Origin of the sequence: Falsiroseomonas oryzae (genome assembly GCF_027856955.1) — a bacterium.
Classification (GTDB): domain Bacteria; phylum Pseudomonadota; class Alphaproteobacteria; order Acetobacterales; family Acetobacteraceae; genus Falsiroseomonas; species Falsiroseomonas oryzae.
Genome location: NZ_JAPSMD010000036.1, coordinates 1 through 24,065 on the forward strand (window position 1 = coordinate 1; position 24,065 = coordinate 24,065).

Genomic DNA, 24,065 nt, shown 5'->3' on the forward strand with positions numbered 1-24,065 from the left:
CGCCGCCGCCGGGGCCGCCGCCGCAGCCAATCGCGCGCCGGAACCGGCGCAACCGCCGGCCCCGCCGCCCCCTCCGCAGCCCAGCGTCGGGCAGGTGAGCGGGCTGCCGCTGCCGCGCTTCGCCTCGCTGCGCTCCGACCAGGTCAACATGCGGGTCGGACCCAACACCACCTTCCCGATCGAGTGGACCTTCCAGCGCCGCGACCTGCCCGTGCAGATCATCGGCGAGTTCCAGGTCTGGCGCCGCATCCGCGACGTGGACGGGGCGGAAGGCTGGGTGCATCAGTCCACGCTCGCCGGCCGCCGCACCGTCCTGGTGCGCCCCCCGGCCAACGCGCCGGAGACGACGCTGCGCCGCCGGCCGGAGGAGGGCGCCTCCGCCGTGGCGCGGCTGCGCGGCGGCGTCATCGCGCGCATCCGCGAATGCGAGGCGGCCAGCACCTGGTGCGAGGTGCAGGTCGCCGGCCATCGCGGCTATCTGCGACGCGCCGAGGTCTGGGGCGTCGGGGCGGAGGAGGAGATCCGGTGACCCACGTCGCGCGCCCGGGGGCGCTCGCCGAATCCGCACGCCCCGCCCGCGCCGCCGTGGTCGCCTTCGCAACCACGGTCGCCGTCTCCGCCGCGCTGCTCTTCGCGGTGCAGCCGATGCTGGGCAAGGCGCTGCTGCCCGCCTTCGGCGGCGGCGCCGCGGTCTGGACCGCGGTGATGCTGTTCTTCCAGGTCGGGCTGCTGGCCGGCAGCCTGCTGTTCCACCTGACGACCACGCGGCTCGGCCCGCCGGTGGCCGCGGCGATACACGTCGCGCTGGCCGCGATCGGCGCCGCGCTGCTGCCACTGACGCCGACGCCGCGCGAAACCGGGCTCGGCCCGACCTTCGACGTGCTGGCGACGCTGGCCGCGGGCTATGGCCCGGCGGTGCTCGCGCTGGGCGGCAATGCAGCGGCGCTGCAGGCCTGGTACGCGCGTGCCGTTGGGCAGCCGCCCTGGTGGCTCTACGCCGTCAGCAACGGCGGCAGCCTGTTCGGCCTGGCGGCCTATCCGCTGCTGCTGGAGCCTAACCTGGCGCTCAGCGCGCAGGGGCGGCTGTGGCTGTGGGGCTTCGCCGCCTGCGGCCTCGGCCTGGCGCTCTGCGCCTGGCTGGCGCAGCGCGGCGCCAACACGGTCCCCTCGCCTGCAGTCGGGGCCATGCCGCAGGCTGCCGCGGCGGCACCGGACTGGCGGCGCCGCGTGACCTGGGTGCTGCTCGCGGCGCTGCCCTCCAGCCTGCTGCTCGGCGTGACGGAGCACGTCACGGTCAGCATCGCGCCCCTGCCGCTGCTGTGGGTGCTGCCGCTGGCGGCCTACCTGCTCAGCTGGATCATCGCCTTCTGGCGGCCGGAGGCCGCGGCGCGCTGGGGCCTCGTCGCGGTCGTCATCCTGCTGCTGCCGCTGGTGGCCGAGGCGATCGGGCCGGTGATCAGCGCCCGCCACCAGACGCTCGGCGTCGCCATCCACGTAGGCGGGCTGCTCGCGGCGGGCGTGCTGGCGCATGGCCGCCTGGCGCTGCTGCGGCCGGAGCCGTCGCAGCTCACGGGCTTCTACCTGCTGATCTCGCTGGGCGGCGCGCTGGGGGGCCTGGCCAATGCGGTGGTCGCGCCCGCGGTGCTGGACCGGACGCTGGAGTATCCTTTCGCGCTCGCCCTGCTGTGCCTGCTGCCGGCCATGGGGCGGCCGCGGCAATCCTGGGTGGTGTGGGGCGCGGTGGCGGCGCTGATGGCGGCGGCGCCCTTCCTCGGCGCCTGGCGCGGCAAGCCGGCGCTGGCCTATGCGCGCGACTTTTACGGCACGGTGAAGGTGCAGCAGGAGGCGGACCGGCTGCTGATGGCGCATGGCCGCACCCTGCACGGCTACCAGTGGCGCGATCCCGCGCGCCGGCTGGAACCGTCCAGCTACTACCACCGGGAAGCCGGGGCCGGCCGGCTGATCGCCGCGATGCAGGCGCTGCGCGGCGCCGGCGCGCCACCGATGGAGGCGGCGATGGTCGGCCTCGGGCCGGGCACCATGGCCTGCTACGGCTCCGACTCGTTGCGGCTGTCCTTCATCGAGATCTCGCCGGCGGTGATCGCCACGGCACGCGACTGGTTCACCTTCCTGCGCGAATGCGGCGAACCGCCGGTGGAACTGGGCGACGGGCGGATACGGCTGCAGGCGCGCGCGCCCGCCTCGCTCGACCTGATCGTGATCGACGCCTATTCCGGCGCTTCCATCCCCGTGCACATGGCCACCGCCGAGGCGACGGCGATGTATCTCGAGCGCCTGCGCCCGGACGGCGCGCTGGTGGTGCATGTCAGCAACGGCAATTTCGACCTGCCGCCCCTGGTCGCCGCCGCCGCGCGGGAGGTCGGCGCGACCGCGCTGATGTTCTCCGCCAACCCGGCCGGCACGCCCTCGGTCTGGGTCGCCGTGACGCGCGACGCGGGCCTGGTCGAACGCCTTGCGGCAGAGGGCTGGACGGCGCCGGAGCCGGCGCCGCGGCCCTGGCGCGACGACCGCTGGGACCTGCTTTCCGCGTTGAACTGGCGAGGACTGCGCTAAGGTGGATGCCATGCAGGACGACGCTCCCCCACCCGCAACGCATGACCTCGGCGGCGCGCCGCGCTTTCGCTGCACGCCGGTGGAGCCTGACGACGCCGCGCCACCCGACGCCTTCGGCAAGCGCGTGGACGCGCTGCGCCAGCTGCTGGCGCGCAAGGGCCTGATGAGCGTGGACGAGTTGCGGCGCGGCGTGGAGGCGATTCCGGAGGCCGAGTACCACGCGCTCGGCTACTACGAGCGCTGGCTGCGCTCCATCTCCGGCATCATGGTCGAGAAGGGCGTGGTGCCGGCGGAGGCACTGAAACCATGAGGTTCGCAGCCGGCACGCCCGTGCGCGTGAAGCGCGATTTCCCGGAGCTGCGCGGTCCCTGCCACATCCGCACGCCGCACTACCTGCGCGGCCTGGACGGCGTGGTGGAGCGCCCGCTCGGCGCCTTCCCGAACCCGGAGGACCTGGCCTTCGCCCGACCCGCCCCGCGCGTGCCGCTGTATCACGTGCGCTTCGCGCAGCCCGGCCTGTTCAACGAGGGCGCAGCGGGCGACACGCTGCTGGTCGAGATCTTCGAGCACTGGCTCGAACCGCGGGAGGACGCCTGATGGCCGCGCCGCCTGGCCCCGAGAGCATCGCGCTGCTGGAGCGCTTCGTCGCCGCGCTGAAGGCGCAAGGCGTGGTGACGGAGGAGGAGATCGCGGAGCAGATCGCGCGCACCGACCGCGCGAGCCCGGAGATCGGCGCGCGCATGGTGGCGCGCGCCTGGACCGATCCGGCCTATCGCGAGCTGCTGCTGCGCGACGGCAGCGCGGCGGCGGAGCAGATGGGCGTCTCCATGGCCGGCGCGCCGCCTCTCGGCGTGCTGGAGGACACCGACACGCTGCACCACCTGGTGGTCTGCACGCTGTGCTCCTGCTACCCGCGCATGGTGCTGGGCTATCCGCCTCACTGGTACAAGTCGGCCGCCTACCGAGCCCGCGCCGTGCGCGACCCACGCGGCGTGCTGGCGGAATGGGGCACCGTGCTGCCGGACGGGATGGAGCTGCGCGTGGTGGACAGCACCGCGGACTACCGCTGGATGGTGCTGCCGCAGCGCCCCGCCGGGACCGAGGGCTGGGACGAGACGCGCCTGGCTTCCCTTGTCACGCGCGACGCGCTGGTGGGCGTGACGCTGCCGATGGTGGCGGAGCGCGCGGCGGCCTGAGCCGCGTGCGTCAGGCGCGGCGGCCTTCCGCGATCATCGCCTGCAGGGCGCGCAGCACCTCCGGCACCCCTTCCCCGGTGGCGCCGGAGACCAGCAGCACCGGCCGGCCCGCGGCGCGCGAGAGCGCCTTCAGCCGCGACGCGCGGGCCTGCGGCGTCATCGCATCGGCCTTGTTGAGCGCGACGATTTCCGGCTTCTCCGACAGGCCGTTGCCGTAGCCTTCGAGCTCGGCGCGCACCGTCTCGTAGGCGCGGGCCGGGTCGGGCTGCGTGCCGTCCACCAGGTGCAGCAGCACGGCGCAGCGCTCGACATGGCCGAGGAAGCGGTCGCCGAGCCCGGCACCCTCATGCGCGCCCTCGATCAGCCCGGGGATGTCGGCGAGCACGAACTCGGTGGAGGCGTCGGGGCGCACCACGCCGAGCTGGGGGTGCAGCGTGGTGAAGGGGTAGTCGGCGATCTTCGGCCGCGCGGCGGAGACGGCGGCGAGGAAGGTGGACTTGCCGGCATTCGGCAGCCCGACCAGCCCGGCATCGGCGATCAGCTTGAGGCGCAGCCAGACCGCGCGCTCCTCGCCCGGATGGCCCTTGTCGGCGCGGCGTGGCGCGCGGTTGGTGCTGGACTTGTAGTGCGCGTTGCCGAAGCCGCCATCGCCGCCGCGGCAGAGCACGACGCGGCTTCCGACCTGCGTGAGGTCGGCGAGCAGGGTCTCCCGATCCTCGGCGAAGACCTGCGTGCCGACGGGCACCTTCAGCACCACGTCGTCGGAGGCCGCGCCGGTGCGGTCGGAACCGGCGCCGTTGCCGCCCTTGCGCGCCCGGAAGTGCTGCGCGTAGCGGTAGTCGATCAGCGTGTTAAGGCCGTCCACGGCCTCGATCACCACGTCGCCGCCCTTGCCGCCGTTGCCGCCGTCGGGGCCGCCGAACTCGATGTATTTCTCGCGCCGGAAGGCGACGACGCCGTCGCCGCCGTCGCCGGCCTTGAGATGGACCTTGGCTTCGTCGAGGAACTTCATGGGTTCGCTGTTCCCCGGAACGCAGAACGGGGGCCTTGCGGCCCCCGTCCCGGCTGCCCGTATGGGGAGAGCCTTACTCCGCGGCGGCCGGCAGCGGCATGACCGAGACGTGCACGCGGCCTTCGGCCTTGCGCTCGAACTTCACGGTGCCGTCCACCGTGGCGTGCAGCGAGTGCGTGCGGCCGACGAGCACGTTGGTGCCCGGGCGCATCTTCGTGCCGCGCTGGGTGACGATGATGTTGCCGGCCTTCACGACCTGGCCGCCGTACAGCTTCACGCCGAGGCGCTTGCCGGCGGAATCGCGCCCGTTGCGCGAGGAGCCGCCTGCCTTCTTGTGTGCCATGGTGGGATGCTCCCGTCAGGTCTGGGTCAGGCCGCCGCGATCTCGGCGATCTTCAGCACGGTCTGGTGCTGGCGGTGGCCGTTCTTCCGGCGGCTGTTCTGGCGCCGGCGCTTCTTGAAGATCAGCACCTTGTCGCCGCGCGACTGCTCGACGACGGTGGCGGTGACGCGAGCCCCCGGCACGGTCGGCGCGCCGACGGTGAGGCCGGCGTCGGTGCCGATGGCGAGCACGTCGTGGAAGGTGATGGTGGCGCCGGGCTCGGCCTCGAGCTTCTCGACGGTCAGCACGGCGTCGGGGGTGACGCGGTACTGCTTGCCGCCGGTGCGGATCACTGCGTAGGTCATGGTCGCGCTCGGGCTTTCGGGGTCCGGTGCTTCGTGTCGGTCTGGGCCAGGGGCCCGGGTGATCTGCGGCAGTGACGACCCGGCCGCCCCGACGGGCTGAACCTGGGCCAAACACAACCGCCGGCGGGCCGCGGGACCTGCCGGAGAGCGGGGCGTATAGCGGTGGGCCAGCGGCGGAGTCAACGGCCTGGCGCGGTAACGAGCGTGTTGCGGGCCGCCGCGCCCGGCGTGTTGCAACGCTCCAGCCCGCCTTCTATACCGCGCGTCCCACCTGCGGAGAGGTGGCAGAGTGGTCGATCGCGTCGGTCTCGAAAACCGAAGTCCGTGCAAGCGGACCGTGGGTTCGAATCCCACCCTCTCCGCCAGTTCCCATACGAGCCGCGCTCTCCGCCGCACTGACCGCCGCGCTGGGTGGCAGGTTTCTCGGGGTTTTCACGGCAGACCTGTTGACTGGCCGGACGCGGAAACGACGGAGAATCGCTCCCCGAGGGCCATTTCTCTCCGGACCTCCTGACTTGGCCGATTTAGTACGGAACTCAAAAACCTAGGTAAAACGCCGATTTCAGCGCGGTCGGCGCTTGCTTTGGTTCGAACTCGACTTGCCCGAAATCCGTACTTCGAGCGCGAATATTGATCCTGACATAGCCACATAGAAAGTAGCAGAGCGCATCGCCTTGCCGTCCGGTTTACCCGTCAACCAGCGGGCAGGGACGAGCGGCTTGCCGCGGTAGTCGGAAGCGCGGTCCCGGCAGAGCAATCTTCGCTCAATCCGGGATGTCGCGCGGATCTCCCGCCGCACGCCTGCCGCCATCCACCCAGGCAGCGAGCCCCGGCGTGAACTGCTCGCGCACCTTCGCGTCGTACGAGGCGAGGTCATCCTCGGTCAGCAGGCCGCGCCACCGATCGTTCATGCCCTTGTAGAGGAAGCGATCCGCTCCTCCCTCAAACTGCTGCTCTGCGGTGGGCAGCAGCCGCTTTCCGTCGCGCTTCATGGCCTCGAAGTCCGCTGCGCCGACCAGCGCTGGCCAGAGGTCGTCGCGGATGGTGATGCTGAGGAAGTCCGCGATGCGGCGCATCTCGCCGGCGAGGTCGGCCTTCAAGTCGGCGTAGTGGACCAGGAGGATATCCGGCAAGCTGCGACCGTCCCACCACGTCCTTTCGAAGGCGAAGAAGTCCGGCGCCACCTGGTCCGGTCCATGCGCCAGCCACTCCCGGAAGAAGGCGCGCGGGTCGGCGAGCGGGCGCGGGTGCGGGCGCCCGATCGCCGGGTCATCGAGGCCAACGCGATCGAACCGCGCCAGAATCTCCTGCGTGTAGCCGGTCAGGTGATCGTGCCAGGACAGGCACGCGTCGCGGCCGTCACGCGCGACGTGGATGTACTTCACGCCCTCGAAGAACGGCAGGCCATCCAGCGGCAGATGGGACTTGATGAACCGACGGTGCTCCTGCGCCTCCATGGCAGCGATGACCGGCTCGATCGGCCCGCGCGTCGCAATCTCGGGCCATGGAGACACGTCGTTGATCGGCCGCGGCTCGGGTGAGCGGAACACCAGCATGGACACGATGCGCTGGGTCCAGGTTGTGCCGCATTTGGGGAAGGTGGCGATGAAGATGTCGTCGGCGCGGGGCCGGTAGGCGTCCAGCCGTCGGCTGTCATGGATCCAGGACCGGTACTCCCGGCTCGCCGGTCGCAGGAGCTTGGGCGTCATGCGGTTGTCTCCGTCTCGGCGGTGCAGCGATGGACTTCACCACGGACTCTCCAGGCGTCAGCCAGCCCGCGCCCGTACCTCGGCGATCGTGCGCGCGAAGACGGGCAGCGCGCGCTCCACCATGTCGTCATTCGCCGTCAGGCTGATGCGCAGCCGCCCGGGAAGCTCACAGAGGCTGCCGGGGAGCACCCACACACCCTGCTCCGCCAGGCGCGCGGCAAAGGCTGTGTCGTCCGGCACCGGGCTGCGCGGGATCAGATAGAAGGTGCCCTCCGGCACCGGCACGTCGTATCCGGCTTCGCGCATCGCGCCGATCATCCGGTCGCGCCGGCGTTGCAGGGCCGCGATGTCGATGCACAGCTTCTCGAGGTCCGGCAGCGCCCGCTGGATGCCCCGCCCGGCGAAGCCATAGCCGTGCGAGACCTGCGCCGTCGGCACGGCCTGGCGCAGCAGGGCGCGGTCGGCCTCCGGCATCGCCGGGCCCGCTGCCAGCCAGCCCAGCCGCTCGCCCGGCGCCAGCAGCGTCTTGCCGTAGGAATAGGCGATCAGGGTGTGCGCATAGCTCTCGGCCGGGCTGACATGGGCGTTGCCGTCCAGCAGGATCCGGGCATAGGGCTCGTCGGCCAGCAGCCAGATGACCTTGCCGTGCCGGGCCGACTCACGCTCCAACAGACGGGCCAGCGCGTCGAGCTGCGCGCGCGGATAGATCCGTCCCGTGGGGTTGTGCGGCGTGTTGACGACCACGATGCGCGTGCGGGGCGTGATCGCGGCCTCAATCGCGGGCAGGTCGAGGTCGAAGGTTTCCGGCGCGAGGTCCACCGGCACCGGGATGCCGGCCGACCCGCGGGTCAGCGCCGCATAGAAGAACCAGCCGGGGCGCGGATAGATCACCTCCTCGCCGACCTCCAGCACCGCCAGCATGGCGCTGGCCAGGGCGCCGAAGCCGCCAGTGGTGATCGCGATATCCGCCGCCTCGTAAGGCCGGCCGCGCGCGGCGCTGAGCGAGGCTGCCACGGCCGCACGCGCCACCGGTTCGTAGCGCATGTAGCCAAGCGAATGCGCATCCTGCGGCTGGGCGTGGCGGATCAGCGCCTCCACCAGGCCGGGGATCGGCATCTCCTGCGGGTTGCCGAACATGAAGTCGCAGGCGTCAGGCGGAAGGCCCCCTTGAAGCACCCGCTTCCCGAAGGCGGTGAGCGTCGCCGACTCCTCGATCGTTGAAAGCATGCGGCTGGAAACGGTGGCAATCGGCATGGCGTGGCTCCTTCCGCTGTGCCGCGCGCGGACAAGCGCGAGATACCTGTGCAGGTTTTGCGCGGGGGACTCTGCGCGACGCTTCGCAGCGAGCCGGTTCATCAGGTCGCCAACGCATCGGCGCTCCGACGACGACACACAGCATTGGTCCAGCTTCTCGGCCCGGTGCGCGGCTGGCGGCTGATCTCTGTCGAAGGAAGGCGGCGCATGGCCGCCTTCCGCACATGGCGGCGCTACGACGGTGGCGCGTAGGCTGCCTTGAGCTGCGCCGCCTTCTGGCGAATGGGCTTCACCTCGTCGGGCGTCATCAGCCGCGTGAGGCGGTAGTTGTGGATCGCGCCTCCTGCCAGCGCGACCCCGCCGACCGCCGCTGCCGCGGCGAGGTCTGGCAGGTCGCAGATCACCAGGACGCCCGGGCCCTCCGCCTGCGTGCTGTAGAAGGAGACCAGCTTGCCGCCGGCCGCCTCGAGCAGGCGCTTAATCGCCTCGGCGCGGTTCGCGTCGGGGTTCGCCATCAGCGCATTGATGGCCTGCGGGGTGTAGTTCGCGGTGATGCTGAACAGCATGGCCGTCCCTCCCTGGGGTTGGTCTTCTTGCTCCCGGCATTGCCCCGCCCCGCGATCGTCGCACGATGACGGTTACAACCACCCTACAGGTGCATCGGACGCGCGTGGGGCGAATTCGGCGTGGCGCGTGCATTTTCCGCTTTTCGACAGCGCGCCCGCCTGTCAGCGCCACATCATCCCGCCGGTGCCCCACGCTCCGTCCTCAAGCGAGCGGTCGGCCGGCAGCCCCATGTCTCGGCTCAGATGGGTTCCGAGGCCGGCGGGCAGAGCGATGTCCGTCGTGCGCCGGCGCGCCGGTACCAGCCGCGCCAGCCAGCCCGCGAGCCGCAGGCGCCAGGTGGCGCGGATCGGCGCCACCGGGGCCAGGATCGGGGAGAAGTTCGTCGTCGCGCTCACCGTCGTCTCCGTTGTCAGCGACCCGGCACCGCGCCGGGCATGGCCGAACCATCGCCCGCGCCGCCGCCGCGCGTCCTGACCGCCGCCTGACCTGCCGCCGATGTCGTGTGTATGATCCCCTGAAGATCCGGGCGGATGGCAGGGCGCATGGCGCACAAGGCCGAGGGGGAGGTGCTGCGCTTCGCGGGCGTCAAGTTCGACCTCCGCCGTGGCAGCCTGCGCAACGCGGCCGGCGCCGAGGTCCCGATTGCGCCAAAACCCTTCGACCTGCTGCGCACCCTGGCGTGCGAGGCCGGGCGGACCCTGTCCAAGGACGCGCTGCTCGATGCAGTCTGGCCCGGCGTGACCGTCACGGAGGACAGCCTCTTCCAAGCAGTGCGCGAGGCGCGTCGCGCCATCGGCGACGAGGACGGCCACGTGCTGCGTTCCATCCCGCGCCGCGGCTACATGCTCGATGCCGCGGTCGACGCTGCGCCCGCAGTGCCGCCGGTCGCCGAGCCGCTGACCCCGCCGGAGGACCGCCCCTCCCTCGTCGTACTGCCGTTCGCCAACATGTCGGGGGACCCCGAGCAGGACTACTTCGCCGACGGCATGGTGGAGGAGATCACCTCGGCGCTCGGGCGCATCCGCTGGATCTTCGTCATCGCGCGCAACTCGGCCTTCACCTACAAGGGCCGCGCGGTGGATGTGCGCCAGGTTGGGCGAGAGCTCGGCGTGCGCTACGTGGTGGAAGGCAGCGCGCGCAAGGCGGGCGGGCGGGTGCGCATCGCCCGCCAACTCGATGAGGTGGAGAGCGGGCGGCAGCTCTGGTCGGAACGCTTCGACGCGGCGCTCGACGACATCTTCGAGCTGCGGGATCACGTGACGGAAGCGGTGGCCGGCGCGCTGGAGCCGAGCCTGCGGGCGGCGGAGATCCGCCGCGCTAGCGCGAAGCCGACGGGCAGCCTCGTGGCGTACGACCTCTACTTGCGCGCGCTGCCGCACCACTACGCGTTCACCAAGGCGGACAGCGTTACCGCGCTGGACCTGCTGCGCCGCGCTGTCGAGCCGCTAGTTAGCACTTACCGCGGGACGCAAGCATGTGGAGATAAGCATGGGTGAGAGCCCCGAAAGCAAACCGCACAACGCACCCAGGCCCGCGCCGCCAAACTGGGGCCGCGATGCGCTGACGCAGTGGCTCGATCAGGTACGTGGGAACCAATGGGCCACCTTTGCGCGGCTGCCGGACACGTGGGCTCGCTTCAGCGCCATCGACGGGCTGTTCGAGCGGATGATCACGGATTGGCGCGACCCGCCTGACATCCTGGCGGCGCATCTGTTCCTGCGATGCTACTCCGCCTACCGCACGGCCGTCGCGCACGCGAGCGCAGGTATGGCGGTTGAAACGCACTTGATGTGCCGCGCATTGTTGGAATGCGCCGGCTACGCCATCCATATCATGGGCGATCCGGAACGCGGCGTGACCCTGTTGAACCGCAGTGAGCCCGATGGCGAGCAGAGGGCGCGCGACGAGTTCGCGGCCGGGCGCGTGCGCCGGAGTGTGGCGACCGCCAACGCGGGCATGGGCGAGCGCTACAAGACGCTTTACGGCGAGGCGATCAACTTCGGCGCCCATCCCAATGAGGGCGCCATCACGGGCAGCATGGACATCACCGACGGCGAAAACGGGGATCGTCTAATGAAACAGATCATGCTGCACGAACCTGGGCCGATGTTCGACTTTGGCCTGCGTCGCGTCATGCAGTCGGCCGTCGTGGCGTTGGAGATATTTAGCCACGTGTTCCCAGATCGGTTCGCGTTGCTGGGTGTCGATGCCGACCTGATTCACCAGCAAAGCGGTCTTTGACGCGGCCGGGGTGATGACTCCGGCCGCTGCTCACGGCAACTCTTAGAGGCCGGTCACCCATCCAATCCACCGCACCATCACGTCGCGCCCCTGCGAGCGGCCGTGCCGGGCGATCCTGGCGCCGATCTTGACCAGCCGGTCACGCAGCGTGGTCAGTGGCCAATATTGGACCTCGTTGCGCAGCGTCCGCGGTCCGCAGAAAGCTTGCCAGATTCACTGCATGCGAGTCCAAAAGGTATTATACCCAGCTCGTGAAATGCTGACTCGCCTGTGTAGGGTGCGAGACGAGCGGGCGTGATGCGGTGTCCTCCGGTATCTCGGAGGGCATGACGGTGGGAGCGCCGCTGGCGATCCGGACGGACTTGGAGGCGGCGGACCTGCGCCGCCTGGCCCGACGAGAGAGCGACGGTCGGGTGGCGGCGCGGCTGATAGCGCTGGCCAACGCGCTGGACGGCATGAGCCGGGAGGCGGCGGCGCGCGCTGCCGGGATGGACCGCCAGACGCTGCGGGACTGGGTGATCCGCTTCAACGCCGAGGGCATTGATGGCCTGCGCGACGCCCCGCGTCCCGGCCGCCCGGCGCGGATGACCGACGGCCAGCAGGCGGCCTTCAAAGCGCTGATCCTCCGCGGCCCCGATCCGGAGCGCGACGGCGTCTCGGCCTGGCGGGTGGTCGACCTCTGCCGCCTGGCCGAGGAGCGCTTCGGCGTCGTCTACCGCAAGGGCGGCATGCTGCGGCTGGTGAAGTCGCTCGGGCTGTCCTGGCAGAAGACCCGGCCACGACACCCGCTGACCGACACAACGGCGCAGCGGCGCTTCCAAAAGGGGGCCTTGCAGCCGCGCTGAGCGAGATCGCCCGACGTCATCCCGACAAGGAGTTGCAGCTCTGGTGCCAGGACGAGGCCCGCGTCGGCCAGAAAGGGCGCGGCACGCGGGTCTGGTTCGAGCGCGGCGTCCGCCCGGTCGGCATCATCGACCGCCGCTATGCCTCGGCCTGGATCTACGCCGCCGTCCGGCCCGGCACAGACAAGGCCTTCGCCCTCGTGCTGACCGAGACCAGCGCCGCCGCCATGGCCGCTTTCCTCCAGCGCTTCGGGGCGAGCCTGCCGGAGGGCGTCCATGTCGCCCTGCTGCTCGACGGAGCAGGCTGGCACACGGCGAAGGACATCGCAGTGCCCGACAACGTCAGCCTCGTCTTCCTGCCGCCCTACAGCCCTGACCTGAACCCAGTCGAGCGCGTCTGGCTCTACCTGCGAGAGCGCTTCATCTCGCATCGCCTCTTCGCCGACCTCGGTGCCGTCATCGACGGCTGCTGCGACGCCTGGAACCGCCTCATCGACGACCGGGGCCGCGTCGCATCCCTGACCGATTACGCCTACCTGCGGTCGGTCAGGATTTCATAAGCCGGGTATTAGGCAATCACGCGATGAAAAAGTCAGCACTGCCGCTCCCACTCCACCGGAAACGGCTTCATCAACCCCGGCAGCGTCATCCCCTCCGGCTGCCGCCCGCCCAGGATCGCCTCGACGATGTCCGGCGCCAGCAGCGTCAGCCGCAGTACGCGCGAGACGTAGGACGAGTTGATCTTCTCGGCCGCGGCCAGTTCGTTGATGGTCCCGAAGCGGCCGGACTCCAGCATCCGCCGCCACCGGAACGCGCGCGCCACCGCCTTGATTAGCGTGAGGTCCTGCCGACGCTCCAGCGCCAGCACGCCGGGCGTGACCATCGTCTTGCACCCAACCCCGTGGCTTCACCCGGAGCGGGATGACCACGGTCAGGGTCTGGGCCGCGCCGCTCATGCTGCTGTCCTCGCAGCCTCGGGCGCCTGAGCAGCCAAGTCCCGCACCAAGCTCCCGAGCCCGTCCAGCCGCAGCCGTACCCCGGCTCCCTCTGCCCAGACGTCCACCCGGTCCACCAGCAGCCGCACGATGCGCGCCCGCTCTGCGGGGAAGAGCTCGTCCCAGAGCGGCTCGATCCGCTCCAGCGCCCGCAGCACCTTCCGCTCCGTCACCTCCGTCGCCGTGGCGCGCGCCGCCCGCCAGGTCCTGCCACCATCTCCGGCTGGCGCAGCAGCGCGCGGACCTGCGCGACCACCGCCGCCTCGATCTCGCCGGCCGGCAGACGCGCGATGGTCGGCCGCTCAGTCACCCCGCCATGCATCATCTGGGTCTGCTTCTCCTGTCGCGCCTTTGCATCAGGCGCCTGCATGGACGCAATGGCGCATGGGCCGCGTGCAGAGCTGCGGGTTCCGCTTCGGATGCTGGGCGATCCATAGGGGGCGGCCGGCCGCGCATCAGCGGGGGCGACGCGAACACGCAAGGCAACGGAGGGAAGCGATGCCGATCTACATGGAGTATGAGGGAATCAGGGGCCAGCTGAAGGCCGAAGGGCAGGCCCCTACGGCAGGCGCGAATGACCCCGAGTACAAGTACGTGAACGTTCGGCGCATGAGCGAAGCGGAAGAGGGCGAGGACGGCGCCGCGTCGGAGACGACCGGTGGGGTTTCGGTGGCCGCGGGCGACGTGATCGGGGACGGTGCGGCTCCCGTGGCGCTGAACCACGGCGTCACCGTGCTCGCCTGGGCGCGGGTGGATGGCCAGGGCGACGTTTCAGGCGATGGCAAGTCCGACATCGTCGTCGGCACCGGCGGCGGGCCGCATGTGCGAAATCGCGATGGCGATGATCACGGCGACCTCACCATCGCGCAGTCGGCTACCGTCGGCAAGGATCAAATCCACATTGAGAGCTTTAGCTGGGGCGTCAGCCAGCTGGGCACCGTCGGTGAGGACGTACTGGTCGGGGGCGCCACGTCCCATGACACGCCCTACGAGGCGACGTTCCGAGGCGGCATTTCGGTCGGCGCCAGCAATGTCGACTCGGGCGACGACGTGGTGGTTGATGGCCGCATCATCACGGGTGAGGAGTTCGAGTTCGGCTTCGGCGACGGGATCGTCCGCTTCGCCACCAACAGCGTCGACTTGTTCTAATCGGCAGGCTGGCCCGGCACTTCGCCGGGCCGGTGCAGCCGTCGCCTGCAGCGCCGGCGGGCGGTGAAGGCGCGTTGGTGCATGAGCGCGTAAGTTCGGACTGCGCACGCCCAGCGGAACTAAACGGGCCACCCGAACGTCGACATGATGAACAAACGTTCAAACGCTGCGATCAAAGCAGCTGCGCTGCCCTTTCCACTCCACCGGAAACGGCTTCATTAGCCCCGGCAGCGTCATCCCCTCCGGCTGCCGCCCGCCCAGGATCGCCTCGACGATGTCCGGCGCCAGCAGCGTCAGCCGCAGTACGCGCGAGACGTAGGAGGCGTTGATCTTCTCCGCTGCGGCCAGTTCCTTCACCGTGGCGTAGTGTCCTGCTTCGAGCATGCGGCGCCACCGGAAGGCTCGCGCCACAGCCTTGATGAGCGTGATGTCCTGCCGGCGCTCCAGCGCGAGCACGCCGGGCGTGACCATCGCCTTCCGACCGCCACGCGGCTTCACCGAGAGCGGGATGACCACTGTGAGGGTCTGCGGCGCGTCGTTCATGCTGCGGCCCTCCCCGCCTCGGGCGCCTGGGCAGCCAGATCCCGCACAAGGCTGCCGAGCCCGTCCAGCCGCAGCCGCACCGCGGCCCCCTCGGCCCGGACGTCGACCCTGTCCACTAGCAGCCGCACGATGCGCGCCCGCTCGGCGGGGAAGAGCTCATCCCACAGCGGCTCGATCCGCTCCAGCGCATGCAGCACCTCCTGCTCGGTCACGTCGGGCGCCGTCGCCCGGGCCGCCCGCCAGGTGCCGACCACTACCTCGGGCTGGCGCAGCAGCGCGCGGACCTGGGCAACCACCGCCACCTCGATCTCCCCGGCCGGGAGGCGTGCGATCGCGGGCCGCTCCGTCGCGCCGCCCTTCAGCACCGCCTGGCTGACATAGTAGCGGTACATCTGCCCGCCCCGACCCCGGCTGTGGCTCGGCGACATCGCGCGGCCGTCGCTGTCGAAGATCAGCCCGCGCAGCAGCGGCGCGGTTGTGTTCCTCGTCCGATTGACCCGCACCCGCGGGCTGACCTGCAGCACGGCGTGCACCGCGTCCCACAGCGCCTGGGTGACGATGGCGTCGTGCTCGCCGGGGTAGGCCGTGCCCTTGTGCACCGCCTCGCCCAGGTACACGCGGTTGCTCAGGATTCGGTAGACGTCGCTCTTGGTCAGCGGCCGGCCCCGCTTCGTCGTGGCGCCCTCGGCCCGCAGCGCCTGAACCAGCCTGGTGCAGGACTCGGTCTCGACGAAGCCTTGGAAGATCCGCCGCACCAGCGCGGCCTCGGCGTCGTTCACCACCAGCTTTCGCTCGCGCACGTCGTAGCCGAGCGGCACGTAGCCGCCCATCCACATGCCCCGCTTGCGCGACGCCGCGACCTTGTCGCGGATGCGTTCCCCGATCACCTCTCGCTCGAACTGGGCAAAGCTGAGCAGGATGTTCAGCGTCAGCCGCCCCATGCTGGTGGTCGTGTTGAAGGACTGAGTGACAGACACAAAGGTCACGTTGTTCGCGTCGAACACCTCGACGAGCTTTGTGAAATCGACCAGCGAGCGGGAGAGGCGGTCGATCTTGTAGACCACCACGACGTCGACCAGCCCCTCCTGGATGTCGGCGACCAGGCGCTTCAGGGCGGGGCGTTCTAGAGTGCCGCCGGAGATGCCGCCGTCGTCGTAGCGGTCGCGCACCAGCACCCACCCCTCGGCGCGCTGGCTGGCGATGAAGGCCTCGCAGGCCTCGCGCTGGGCGTCGAGGGAGTTGAACTCCATGTCGAGGCCTTCCTCGCTCGACTTCCGCGTGTAGACCGCGCAGCGGAGCTTCCGCACGGTCGCCGGCACGGCGCCGGACGGCTTCGCGTCGCGCTTCATGCCGCGCTCCGGCTCGGGCGCAGCCCGAAGAACACCCGCCCGTTCCACCGCGTGCCAGTGATGGCGCGGGCGATGGCGGACAGCGACTGGTAGGGCTGGCCGCCGTACTCGAAGCCGGCGCGCGTGACGGTCACGACGTGCTCCACGCCCTGGTACTCGCGGATAAGCTGCGTGCCGGCGATCGGCTTGTCGTCGCCGCGCATGCGGCGGACGGTGATCTTCCCGCCGTCGAGCTGCTCACCCAGCGCCTCGAGCCGCGCCAGCGTCTCGGGCTTAAGCCCGCCATAGGCCAATTCCTGCACGCGGTAAGCCAGGCGGCTCTCCAGGAAGCGCCGGTTGTAGGGCGGCGGCTCGGTGCCGAAGAGTTCCCGCCACTGCTGCTTCAGCGCGGGCGTGGCGGCGGTCTTCAGGGCGGCGAGCCGGCCGAGCACGTCGACGGGCGGGATGGCGGGGGCGGTGAACGCCGGCGCGGCCTGGGTCTTCGTCTTCTTGGTCATGCGGGTCTCCGGTTGGTCCGGTTCGCATGCAGGCGTTCGGTGGCCGGGAAGTGTAGCAACCGGTCTCCCTGGTCCGCGCCGTCGCGCGCAGCTTCCTCGGCAGCGCGGCTGCGGAGCCGCAGCAGGCCGCGGGCGAGGAGGTCGCAGACCTCGCGGAGGTGGGGCGGGAGGTGGGGATTCGGGGAGGACGGAGGGGGCAATGGCTGCATCTCGGTCGGGATTCGCGGCACCCTCCGCACCTACCCAGGCCGCCCGAGATCTGTCGGGGTAGCCGCGTAGCTGGTCTTGAACAAAAGAGGAACACTGACTACTCTCAATCCCGCTTAATCGTCGGTGTCCCCCAGCCCCGGTAGAGCCCCATGGCATCCTTCAATCCCAGGAAGTTCGCCGATCCCGATCGGCTTCGGAGCATCGCGCCCGCGCGGCTCGCGGCATTCATGGCGCCTTGGCGCGACTACCTGCACGGCCGCGGCTTCGAATTTCCCGCCTCGCCGCCGATGGAGCTCGATTACGCCGCGCTCGCCGAGATCCTGATGCGACCGGATGCCGCCACGCCGGCCGATATGGTCGATGCCCTCTATTATGTGCATGAGACCGCCAGGGCGGACGACATGGACCAGCTGCTGACCGCCGTCCGCGCACGTGGGCTGGCCGTGACCGACGACCCCGCGGCGACGCCGATCGATCTGGCCATCGATGTGTGGCGGGCCGCACCCGAGGTGGTCCGCGCACACCATGCTGAAGCCATCGCGATGCGCCAGCAGAACTTCGAGTACTTCGGTCCAACCCAGCCGGTCCGCGGCGCGTTCCCCGACATCGACGCCGAGCTGCGCCAGCGCCTGGAGCGCGAGTTCGACGACTGGTTCGAGAGTCACAGGCGGGGCCGCGGCTGCCGGATGTTCGTCATCAGGCATTCGCCGATGACCTGGATCCTGGTTCGGCACGGGCAACCCATGCGCCGGGAGGCCAGCCAGAAGGACGATGGCGGCGTCGGGACCGAGTTCTATCGGCCGCAGCGGCACGACGTGCTCATCTACGATGAGCGGAGCGGCGATGTCGGGGTGCATGCCAGCACGAAGGGCGAGCGCAACCTCTACCTGCGAACGCTCGGGCGGCACCTGTTCTCCGGCGAGGATCATTTCCCGCCGTCAGGGCGGTTCACCCTGGCTCCCCTCATCGCAGACGGCCGGGATGCGCTGAACGTCGAGGATATCGACGGGATCGAGAGCGTGCGGCTCGTCGAATACCGGCGCTACTGGGGCGGCGTGCATCGCGAGATGGAGACGCGCAAGGCCGAGGACATCTTTGCGGTGCTCGCCGACCACAACATGCAGGGTCTTGCGGGCGGACGGTTGAACAGCGCCACCTTCAAGGTGGAGTTCGAAGGTTCCGCCAGGGAGCGGGCCGTCACCATCCGCCCCCCAGGGATCGCACGCTACGAGCGCAACGACGACAGCGAACTCATCGAGCGCTGGCTGCGTGCGCGCGGCTTCATCCCCTCGAGCCAGGGTGTCGATGACGATGAAGCCGCTACCGCGGTTCTGGAAAGCGCTTGATGCGCTTCCCGGCGCTGCCACGGATCGGCGCGACTGGACGACGAGGCTCGGTGCGGAGTTGCCCCTGGCGCAGACGTTCCTGCGTGCGACGGGGCGCCGGGTAACGGCGATCGACTGTCCCTCCCCGGGCGACGATGGTTGTCCGCGTGCTGTGATCAAGTCGGCGGGCGGTGCGCTGCGCGCCGTTTGCAGGTCCGCGACGGGGCGATGCGATCCGCTCGACCTGCAGCCCGTGGACACCGACATTCTGCAGGTCGACTTCGTCCGTCTGCGGCACGCCCTGGCCGCGGCGTTCGACGTCCAGATGGCCGGCGCGCCTCCGGCTTCCAACCGTGTAGCTCTGCTCGGCGAACACGCCATCGCTGCTGGTGTCGCCGCCCCGGTGATGCTGGTCGCGCCAGGTCCGATGGATGGCATCCAGTTCGACGATCTTCGCGAAGGCGGGCTGGGTAGCGAGCGCGCGGTCCTGCTGGTGCCGACGGCGACATCGTTGCGCCGGCCCCTGCGCGCACGGTTGTCGGAGCAGGGGCACCACGTGATCCCTCTCAGCGACATTGTTCTCATTGAGCGCGCCGGCGTGCTGCAGCTCGCCCAGCCTATTGATATCCTGCTGCACGACGTACGGGCGGCGCTGCAGGCCCGCCTGGGGGCTGCGCGGTCCGGTCCACGCGTTGCGCTGCCGCCGGGAACAACATGGGGACAAGTGACGCTGCGCTGCACCAGCAGCGAAACCGTCATCTGCACGGCCCCCGGTGTGTCACGGCAGATGGATCCGGGCGATTTCGACATGCGCAGCGCCAAAAACGCGAAGCCAATCGCGGCCTGGACCTTCTTCATGCTCCTGGCGATGAACGGCGGTATCCTCAAGATCGACGGCCGTGCCATTCCTGCTCGCGCGCGGAAACAGAAGGAAGCCCTTTCTCGGCACCTTCAGGAGACCTTCCGCATCGTGTCGGATCCCATCGCCTGGGACGCGCGCCAGCAGGCTTACGTCGCTGCCTTCGTCGTCCGTGACGAACGCCCCAAGCAGGAGCGTGAGCGATGGTTGCGGGACCTTGCTGAACGACGCCGCCGGTGAATTTTCACCGGCCTGCCTCCCGCCATCTGCACTTTTTTCTCCGCTAACGGCGCCATGAATCCCCTGGGCTTCTCCGCAGAAGCCCCATGCCCGCCCACGCTTCCACAGCCTCCCTGGTGAATTTTCGCCGGTCGCCATCGATCGGGCCGCGAGCCCGTCCTCGATCGACGGCGACTTCTCATGGAGCAGACCACCCGGGACGCGGTGCTGGCACCCCGCACCCTCAAGCACATCCGCAGCACGGCGAAGCGCCTGGCCCGCAGCGGCCGGATCCGCGGCATGGATGCCGAGGACATCGCGCAGGACCTCTTCCTCGATCTCTGGCGTCGATGCCCGGCCTTCGATCCCAACCGGGCGAGTTTCCCCACCTTCGCTGACCGGATCATCGCGCACCGCGCGGCCAGCCTGACCGCCTCTACACAGCAGGCGCAGGCGGAGCGGCGGCAGGTCGGGATCGACGATCCGGTCGACGGCCCTGACGGCAGCATCCTGGCCGACACCCTCCCGGATCCGGCTGCGCCGGGCGAGCTGGAACACGGTCTGGCCATCGATCTGCGCCGCTTCGTCGGGAGCCTGTCGCCTGCCCTGCAGCGGTGCTGCGCGATCATGGCGGCGCCGAACATCCGCCTGGCCGCGGCGCAGGCGGGCACCCACCGCTCGTCCCTCTACGAGAACGCCCGCCGTCTCCGGAAGCGCGCCGATGAGGCGGGCCTGCGCATCTATGTCGCCGGACCCCGACAGAATTCGATGTCGACCGGTAGGTGCCCAGCATGAGCAGGCACCATGACATTGGAGCGCAGCGCGGCGGCGGGCTGGTTCGCCACCTTGACCAGCACGCCCTCGCGAATCGCTGGGGGCTGTCGATCCGCACCCTCGAGCGCTGGCGCTACCTGAACCAGGGGCCCGCCTTCCTGAAGCTGGGCGGTCGCATCGTCTATCGCCTGGAAGACGTCGAGGCCTTCGAGGCGGCGCAGGCGCGCGATCCGGCCGCGCTGGCCAAGGCGACCGCCTGATGGCTGCCCTTGTCCGCTACGAGCAGGCCCGCACGGCGCTGGCGGAATGCGCCCGCATCGATGAGGCCTCGGAGATCCGCGACAAGGCCGCGGCGCTCGCCGCCTATGCCCGTCAGCGCGACGACCGCGACCTCGAGGTTTGGGTGCGCGAGATCCACCTGCGCGCCTGCGTCCGCATCGGTGAACTGAGCCGCGACATCGAAGCCGCCGAGCGGCGACGTGGCGAGCACGGCCGCCTGCTTCCCAGCGCTGAGAACCAGGTGACGAAGGCCCAGGCGCTCGCCGAAGCCGGCCTCAGCACCGCGGCGGCGGCCCGATACGAGGAGCTGGCCGGCGTGTCCGCGACCGTGACGGCGATGGCGGGCGATCGCGCCGGCCAGGCGGAAGCAGCCGGGAAGGCCGCGATGGAGGCCTATTTCGCGCAGTCCCGCGCTGAGGGCGCGCCGCCGACCATGGCCGGGCTGCGCGGTGCCGTCCGCGGCGCGCTGGAGGCCACGCTCGGCCCGCTTCCGACCCGCACCAAGCGTCCTGCCCCGCCGCCTGAGCAGCCGAAGGTCACGCCCATCGGCGCCGACTGGGCCGACTTCACAGCTGCCGTCCTCACCGTGGCGACCCTGCCCGTCGACTTCGCCTCGCTCGCCGGCCGCAGCCCGCGCGCCCTGCTCGCCGATCTGCGTGGCGAGGCGCGTGAGGCGCTGCGGCGGCTGCCGCTCTGGATCAACGCCCTGGAGAACGAACATGACCACGCCGCATGAACGCATGCGGACGCTGATCCGCGAAGCTCGCCTCAGCGTCCACCACCGCGGCAGCGTGCCGGCCATCGTCGGTCAGGTCGTGCGGAACGCCGCGGACGAGATCCGCCGGGACGACCAGCTCTTCGGCGTGGTGCTGTCGACCGCGCTGAACAAGCTGATCCGGGACGAGCTCAAGCGCAGCGCCGAAAGCGCCGACCACGCCGAGGGCCTGCGCGCAGAGCAGATGGAGATGTTCCCGCCGGATGCCCGCGCGACGGTGGAGCAGATCGGGCGCGGCGAGGTGTTCGTGCCCAGCCGCAACGCGTTCGTCCCGCTGCTGCCGAGCCACGTCCAGCCGCACGAGATCGACGAGGCCGGGAAGTACCTGATCGACCATGGCGGTGACTGCATCCGCCGCGGCGGCCTGCTGCGCCGGTTGAGCCGGATCATGCAGACGCACCGGAAGGCGGCGTGAGGCCGGCCATGGGCAAGTCCTCCCGCGACAAGGGCCTGCGCCGCGAGCGCGCCATCGTCGACATCCATGTGAAGTGCGGCATCCATGCCGAGCGTGTCCCGCTGTCCGGCGCCGTCCGGTACCGCGGCAACGGTGCCGACGTCGATCTTTATGTCCGCGGCGCCGAGCCGCTGAAGGCCGAGGTCAAGGCGCGCGGCGAGGGCGACGGCTTCAAGACGCTGGAGCGCTGGCTCGGCCGCAACGACGCGCTGTTCCTCTGGCGCGACCGCGCGACGCCGATGGTGGTGCTGCCGCTGCATGTCTGGATCGAGATCGTGCGGCGCAGCGTGCGCTGCATGGAACCCGATGCCGATCGCGAGCGCGCCCGCCGGGCGCGCGAGGCCGAGGAAGGGCCGCTGCCGCCGTCCGACGCCATCGCCGAGGTGACGTCGTGACCCCGCGCACCGCTCACCGGCTGCGCGTGATCGGCGACGCGCTCCGCACGCTGGCCGGCGGCCTGCTGCTGGCCGGCGGGTTCATCGCGCTCTGCTGGGTCGCCGAGCTGGTGACCTTCCGATGAGCGCCTTCCCCATGCCGATGCCCGCGCCCGCCCGGCCGCCGGCATCGCCCATCCAGCCGGGCACCATCACCACCGACAGGACCAGCATGACCAACCGAACCACTCTGGCGCAGCTGCGCGAGATGGACGCTGCGCAGGCCGCACGCCTGCCCGTCGATCATCTGGCGCTGCTGCTGGAAGAGGTCGGGGCGCTGAAGGCCGACGCCAAGCACCTCGCCGACCTGCTGCACGACGCGCTGCACGCCCGCTACGGAGACGCGGCTGCGGCGGCGCGGCGCGCCGAGGGCAAGGACACCGGCCGCATCCGCATCGCCGATGATTCCTTCGTGGTCGTCGCCGACCTTCCTAAGAAGGCGGCGTGGGATCAGCCGAGGCTGGCCGCGGCGGTCGCCACCATCGTGTCGTGGGGCGAAGACCCCGCCGACTACGTCACCACCGAGATCCGCGTGCCGGAGAGCCGTTTCGCGGCGTGGCCGCCGCGCATCCGTGCGGTCTTCGAGCCGGCGCGCACCGTCGCCACCGGCCGTCCCTCCTACACCCTCGAACAGAAGGACGCCGCGTGATGGCGCACGAACTCCGCATTCAGGCCGTCATTCCCCTCGAAGGGGACGCAATCGCCCGCGCCAAGGACGTGGCCGCCTTCGAGCCGACCCTCGACGCCTTCGCCGAGGCGGTGGCGCGCGCCGGCGGCGACATCAAGGTCGACGTCATCAAGGCGAAGCCCCGCACGCCGAAGGAGCCGCACTGATGGCGATCTCCCTCGCATCGCTCCGGCGCGGTGCCGACGCGCGCCCGCCGCGGATCCTGGTTTACGGCGTGGCCGGCGTCGGCAAGACCCAGCTCGCCGCCGATGCACCGAACCCGGTGTTCCTGCAGACCGAGGACGGGCTCGGCCGGATCGACGCCGCGACCTTCGGACTGCTGCGCAGCTTCGACGCGGTGATGGAGGCGCTCGGCAGCCTCTACACGGAGGAGCACGACCACCAGACCGTGGTGCTCGACAGCCTCGACTGGCTGGAGCCGTTGGTCTGGCAGCACACAGCGCAGGCGCACAACCAGCCGGACATCGAGTCCTTCGGCTACGGCAAGGGCTACCTCGCCGCGCTCGACACCTGGCGCAGCTTCCTCGACGGCGTGAACGCGCTGCGCGACGAGCGCGGCATGGGCGTGATCCTGATCGCGCACGCCGAGATCCGGCGCTTCGACAGCCCCGAGACCGAACCCTACGACCGCTACCAGCCGAAGCTGCACCGCGGCGCCTCCGCGCTGGTGCAGGAGCATGTCGATGCCGTGCTCTTCGCAAACTACCGGGTCAGCACGCTGAAGTCGGATGTCGGCTTCAACAAGAAGGTGGTGCGCGGCGTGAGCGGCGGCGACCGCCTGCTGCACACCGCCGAGCGCCCGGCCTTCCTGGCCAAGAACCGCTTCGGCCTGCCGGAGACGCTGCCGCTGTCCTGGCCCGAGCTCGCCGCCGGCATCCCCTTCTACGCGACGCCGCCCGGCGCCGCCCCCGCCTCCACCACCGCAGCCCGGAGCTGAGCCATGGCCTCGCTGAACGGAACCTTCGATGCGACTGAGGTCGCCCCCGCCGTCCCGCTCGAGGTGCTGCCGCCCGGGAAGTACCTCGCGCATCTGATCGAGAGCGAGATGCTGCCGACCAAGGCCGGTGATGGGCAGTATCTGAAGCTGGTGTTCGAGGTCCTGGAGGGCCCCGCCGCTCGCCGGAAGATCTTCGACCAGCTGAACCTGGTGAACCGCAACGAGCAGACGGTCGAGATCGCACAGCGCACGCTGTCGGCCATCTGCCACGCGGTGGGCCAGGTGCATGTCAGCGACAGCGAGCAGCTGCACTTCAAGCCGCTGATCGTGACGCTGAAGGTCGAGCCGGCCGGTCCCGACAAATACGGCGTGCACCGGGAGGCGCGGAATAAGGTGGCCGGCTACTCGGCGGCCAATGCCAGCACCGCCACGCCCCGTGCTGCCGCTGCCGCGCCGCGCCCCGCGGCCGCAGCGCCTGCTCCCGCCGCCCGCGCCG

At 70.5% G+C, this 24,065-nt stretch carries 34 protein-coding genes and 1 tRNA gene; 22 read left to right on the plus strand and 13 right to left on the minus strand.

The features are described from left to right. The 5 genes from OZN99_RS06220 to OZN99_RS06235 form a co-directional block, all read left to right on the plus strand. A partial coding sequence (locus tag OZN99_RS06220) for an SH3 domain-containing protein (RefSeq protein ID WP_333779720.1) occupies nt 1-529 on the plus strand: 529 nt, incomplete at its 5' end. Further along, the gene (locus OZN99_RS06225; protein ID WP_270934325.1) at nt 526-2,574 is read left to right on the plus strand and encodes a fused MFS/spermidine synthase; all 2,049 of its coding nucleotides are present in this window, start codon (nt 526-528) and stop codon (nt 2,572-2,574) included. The genes OZN99_RS06220 and OZN99_RS06225, both read left to right, overlap by 4 nt. Before the next feature lie 10 nt (nt 2,575-2,584). Next, nucleotides 2,585-2,884 (plus strand): nitrile hydratase, encoded by a 300-nt coding sequence (locus OZN99_RS33425; RefSeq protein WP_333779721.1) that lies wholly within the window; start codon nt 2,585-2,587, stop codon nt 2,882-2,884. Beyond that, nucleotides 2,881-3,171 carry an SH3-like domain-containing protein gene (locus OZN99_RS33430; protein WP_333779722.1) on the plus strand — a complete coding sequence of 97 codons (291 nt, stop codon included), beginning with the start codon at nt 2,881-2,883 and terminating at the stop codon, nt 3,169-3,171. Before OZN99_RS33425 ends, OZN99_RS33430 begins: the two co-directional genes overlap by 4 nt. Further along, on the plus strand, nt 3,171-3,770 hold the full coding sequence (locus OZN99_RS06235) for a nitrile hydratase subunit alpha (RefSeq protein ID WP_270934326.1): 600 nt from the start codon (nt 3,171-3,173) through the stop codon (nt 3,768-3,770). Before OZN99_RS33430 ends, OZN99_RS06235 begins: the two co-directional genes overlap by 1 nt. A gap of 10 nt (nt 3,771-3,780) precedes the next feature. Here the strand turns inward: OZN99_RS06235 and obgE are convergent, their stop codons facing one another. The 3 genes from obgE to rplU all read right to left on the minus strand — a co-directional run bounded on the left by obgE (nt 3,781) and on the right by rplU (nt 5,469). Further along, entirely contained in the window at nt 3,781-4,782 is a 1,002-nt protein-coding gene (gene obgE / locus OZN99_RS06240) for a GTPase ObgE (RefSeq protein WP_270934327.1), read from the minus strand. Between the two features lie 73 nt (nt 4,783-4,855). Next, on the minus strand, nt 4,856-5,125 hold the full coding sequence (gene rpmA, locus OZN99_RS06245) for a 50S ribosomal protein L27 (RefSeq protein ID WP_270934328.1): 270 nt from the start codon (nt 5,123-5,125) through the stop codon (nt 4,856-4,858). Nucleotides 5,126-5,151: 26 nt separating this feature from the next. Then, nucleotides 5,152-5,469 (minus strand): 50S ribosomal protein L21, encoded by a 318-nt coding sequence (rplU, locus tag OZN99_RS06250; RefSeq protein WP_270934329.1) that lies wholly within the window; start codon nt 5,467-5,469, stop codon nt 5,152-5,154. 275 nt (nt 5,470-5,744) lie between these two features. On the opposite strand from rplU, the gene OZN99_RS06255 reads away from it, so the two are divergent. Then, a tRNA-Ser gene (locus tag OZN99_RS06255) sits at nt 5,745-5,834 on the plus strand. A 399-nt stretch (nt 5,835-6,233) separates the two neighbouring features. On the opposite strand, the gene OZN99_RS06260 is transcribed toward OZN99_RS06255, so the two are convergent. From OZN99_RS06260 to OZN99_RS06275, 4 genes are all read right to left on the minus strand, one after another. Continuing rightward, nucleotides 6,234-7,178 carry a sulfotransferase domain-containing protein gene (locus OZN99_RS06260; protein WP_270934330.1) on the minus strand — a complete coding sequence of 315 codons (945 nt, stop codon included), beginning with the start codon at nt 7,176-7,178 and terminating at the stop codon, nt 6,234-6,236. A gap of 57 nt (nt 7,179-7,235) precedes the next feature. Further along, nucleotides 7,236-8,432: an aminotransferase class I/II-fold pyridoxal phosphate-dependent enzyme gene (locus OZN99_RS06265; protein WP_270934331.1), complete on the minus strand. Its 1,197-nt coding sequence runs from the start codon at nt 8,430-8,432 to the stop codon at nt 7,236-7,238. 233 nt (nt 8,433-8,665) lie between these two features. Then, nucleotides 8,666-8,998 (minus strand): GYD domain-containing protein, encoded by a 333-nt coding sequence (locus OZN99_RS06270; protein WP_270934332.1) that lies wholly within the window; start codon nt 8,996-8,998, stop codon nt 8,666-8,668. A 162-nt stretch (nt 8,999-9,160) separates the two neighbouring features. Beyond that, nucleotides 9,161-9,394, minus strand: coding sequence for a hypothetical protein (locus OZN99_RS06275; RefSeq protein WP_270934333.1), 234 nt, complete (start codon nt 9,392-9,394; stop codon nt 9,161-9,163). Between the two features lie 147 nt (nt 9,395-9,541). On the opposite strand from OZN99_RS06275, the gene OZN99_RS06280 reads away from it, so the two are divergent. The 3 genes from OZN99_RS06280 to OZN99_RS06290 all read left to right on the plus strand — a co-directional run bounded on the left by OZN99_RS06280 (nt 9,542) and on the right by OZN99_RS06290 (nt 12,642). Further along, nucleotides 9,542-10,495 carry a winged helix-turn-helix domain-containing protein gene (locus OZN99_RS06280; RefSeq protein ID WP_270934334.1) on the plus strand — a complete coding sequence of 318 codons (954 nt, stop codon included), beginning with the start codon at nt 9,542-9,544 and terminating at the stop codon, nt 10,493-10,495. Beyond that, entirely contained in the window at nt 10,488-11,240 is a 753-nt protein-coding gene (locus OZN99_RS06285) for a hypothetical protein (protein WP_270934335.1), read from the plus strand. The genes OZN99_RS06280 and OZN99_RS06285 overlap by 8 nt, the downstream gene beginning before the upstream one ends. 326 nt (nt 11,241-11,566) lie before the next feature. Beyond that, a protein-coding gene (locus OZN99_RS06290) for an IS630 family transposase (RefSeq protein ID WP_270934336.1) occupies nt 11,567-12,642 on the plus strand; the annotation gives its coding sequence in 2 pieces (ribosomal slippage) (nt 11,567-12,064 and nt 12,067-12,642; 1,074 coding nt in all). 32 nt (nt 12,643-12,674) lie between these two features. Here OZN99_RS06290 and OZN99_RS06295 read toward each other — a convergent pair. The 3 genes from OZN99_RS06295 to OZN99_RS06305 form a co-directional block, all read right to left on the minus strand. Continuing rightward, a complete protein-coding gene (locus OZN99_RS06295; protein ID WP_333779723.1) occupies nt 12,675-12,965 on the minus strand; it encodes a hypothetical protein in 291 nt (96 codons plus the stop codon). 69 nt (nt 12,966-13,034) lie between these two features. Beyond that, complete coding sequence (locus OZN99_RS06300; RefSeq protein ID WP_270934337.1) at nt 13,035-13,250, minus strand: hypothetical protein; 216 nt, start codon at nt 13,248-13,250, stop codon at nt 13,035-13,037. Beyond that, nucleotides 13,247-13,447 (minus strand): hypothetical protein, encoded by a 201-nt coding sequence (locus OZN99_RS06305; protein ID WP_270934338.1) that lies wholly within the window; start codon nt 13,445-13,447, stop codon nt 13,247-13,249. The genes OZN99_RS06300 and OZN99_RS06305 overlap by 4 nt, the downstream gene beginning before the upstream one ends. 128 nt (nt 13,448-13,575) lie before the next feature. Between OZN99_RS06305 and OZN99_RS06310 the strand changes: the two genes are divergently transcribed. Continuing rightward, entirely contained in the window at nt 13,576-14,226 is a 651-nt protein-coding gene (locus OZN99_RS06310; protein ID WP_270934339.1) for a hypothetical protein, read from the plus strand. 159 nt (nt 14,227-14,385) lie between these two features. Here OZN99_RS06310 and OZN99_RS06315 read toward each other — a convergent pair whose 3' ends face one another. Genes OZN99_RS06315 through OZN99_RS06325 form a run of 3 tightly spaced genes read right to left on the minus strand, consistent with a single transcriptional unit; the run spans nt 14,386 to nt 16,615 of the window. Further along, complete coding sequence (locus tag OZN99_RS06315; RefSeq protein WP_270934340.1) at nt 14,386-14,769, minus strand: hypothetical protein; 384 nt, start codon at nt 14,767-14,769, stop codon at nt 14,386-14,388. Continuing rightward, the gene (locus tag OZN99_RS06320; protein WP_270934341.1) at nt 14,766-16,118 is read right to left on the minus strand and encodes a recombinase family protein; all 1,353 of its coding nucleotides are present in this window, start codon (nt 16,116-16,118) and stop codon (nt 14,766-14,768) included. The genes OZN99_RS06315 and OZN99_RS06320 overlap by 4 nt, the downstream gene beginning before the upstream one ends. Then, nucleotides 16,115-16,615, minus strand: a complete 501-nt coding sequence (locus tag OZN99_RS06325) for a DUF2924 domain-containing protein (protein ID WP_270934342.1) — start codon at nt 16,613-16,615, stop codon at nt 16,115-16,117. Before OZN99_RS06325 ends, OZN99_RS06320 begins: the two co-directional genes overlap by 4 nt. Before the next feature lie 359 nt (nt 16,616-16,974). Here OZN99_RS06325 and OZN99_RS06330 point away from each other — a divergent pair, with 359 nt between their 5' ends. The 12 genes from OZN99_RS06330 to OZN99_RS06385 form a co-directional block, all read left to right on the plus strand. Then, nucleotides 16,975-18,171 carry a hypothetical protein gene (locus OZN99_RS06330; RefSeq protein ID WP_270934343.1) on the plus strand — a complete coding sequence of 399 codons (1,197 nt, stop codon included), beginning with the start codon at nt 16,975-16,977 and terminating at the stop codon, nt 18,169-18,171. After that, nucleotides 18,131-19,249, plus strand: coding sequence for a hypothetical protein (locus OZN99_RS06335; protein WP_270934344.1), 1,119 nt, complete (start codon nt 18,131-18,133; stop codon nt 19,247-19,249). The genes OZN99_RS06330 and OZN99_RS06335 overlap by 41 nt, the downstream gene beginning before the upstream one ends. A 180-nt stretch (nt 19,250-19,429) precedes the next feature. Then, nucleotides 19,430-20,023, plus strand: coding sequence for a sigma factor (locus OZN99_RS06340; RefSeq protein WP_270934345.1), 594 nt, complete (start codon nt 19,430-19,432; stop codon nt 20,021-20,023). Continuing rightward, complete coding sequence (locus OZN99_RS06345) at nt 20,020-20,262, plus strand: helix-turn-helix transcriptional regulator (RefSeq protein ID WP_270934346.1); 243 nt, start codon at nt 20,020-20,022, stop codon at nt 20,260-20,262. Before OZN99_RS06340 ends, OZN99_RS06345 begins: the two co-directional genes overlap by 4 nt. Next, on the plus strand, nt 20,262-21,017 hold the full coding sequence (locus OZN99_RS06350) for a hypothetical protein (protein WP_270934347.1): 756 nt from the start codon (nt 20,262-20,264) through the stop codon (nt 21,015-21,017). The genes OZN99_RS06345 and OZN99_RS06350 overlap by 1 nt, the downstream gene beginning before the upstream one ends. Beyond that, nucleotides 21,001-21,471, plus strand: coding sequence for a hypothetical protein (locus OZN99_RS06355; RefSeq protein WP_270934348.1), 471 nt, complete (start codon nt 21,001-21,003; stop codon nt 21,469-21,471). The genes OZN99_RS06350 and OZN99_RS06355 overlap by 17 nt, the downstream gene beginning before the upstream one ends. After that, nucleotides 21,468-21,905: a hypothetical protein gene (locus tag OZN99_RS06360; RefSeq protein WP_270934349.1), complete on the plus strand. Its 438-nt coding sequence runs from the start codon at nt 21,468-21,470 to the stop codon at nt 21,903-21,905. Before OZN99_RS06355 ends, OZN99_RS06360 begins: the two co-directional genes overlap by 4 nt. After that, nucleotides 21,902-22,030 carry a hypothetical protein gene (locus tag OZN99_RS06365; RefSeq protein WP_270934350.1) on the plus strand — a complete coding sequence of 43 codons (129 nt, stop codon included), beginning with the start codon at nt 21,902-21,904 and terminating at the stop codon, nt 22,028-22,030. Before OZN99_RS06360 ends, OZN99_RS06365 begins: the two co-directional genes overlap by 4 nt. Next, on the plus strand, nt 22,027-22,593 hold the full coding sequence (locus OZN99_RS06370) for a hypothetical protein (RefSeq protein ID WP_270934351.1): 567 nt from the start codon (nt 22,027-22,029) through the stop codon (nt 22,591-22,593). Before OZN99_RS06365 ends, OZN99_RS06370 begins: the two co-directional genes overlap by 4 nt. Further along, a complete protein-coding gene (locus OZN99_RS06375; RefSeq protein ID WP_270934352.1) occupies nt 22,593-22,778 on the plus strand; it encodes a hypothetical protein in 186 nt (61 codons plus the stop codon). Before OZN99_RS06370 ends, OZN99_RS06375 begins: the two co-directional genes overlap by 1 nt. Further along, complete coding sequence (locus OZN99_RS06380; protein ID WP_270934353.1) at nt 22,778-23,569, plus strand: ATP-binding protein; 792 nt, start codon at nt 22,778-22,780, stop codon at nt 23,567-23,569. The genes OZN99_RS06375 and OZN99_RS06380 overlap by 1 nt, the downstream gene beginning before the upstream one ends. A gap of 3 nt (nt 23,570-23,572) precedes the next feature. Next, nucleotides 23,573-24,065: DUF669 domain-containing protein (locus tag OZN99_RS06385; protein ID WP_270934354.1), on the plus strand; the 493-nt coding region annotated here is incomplete at its 3' end.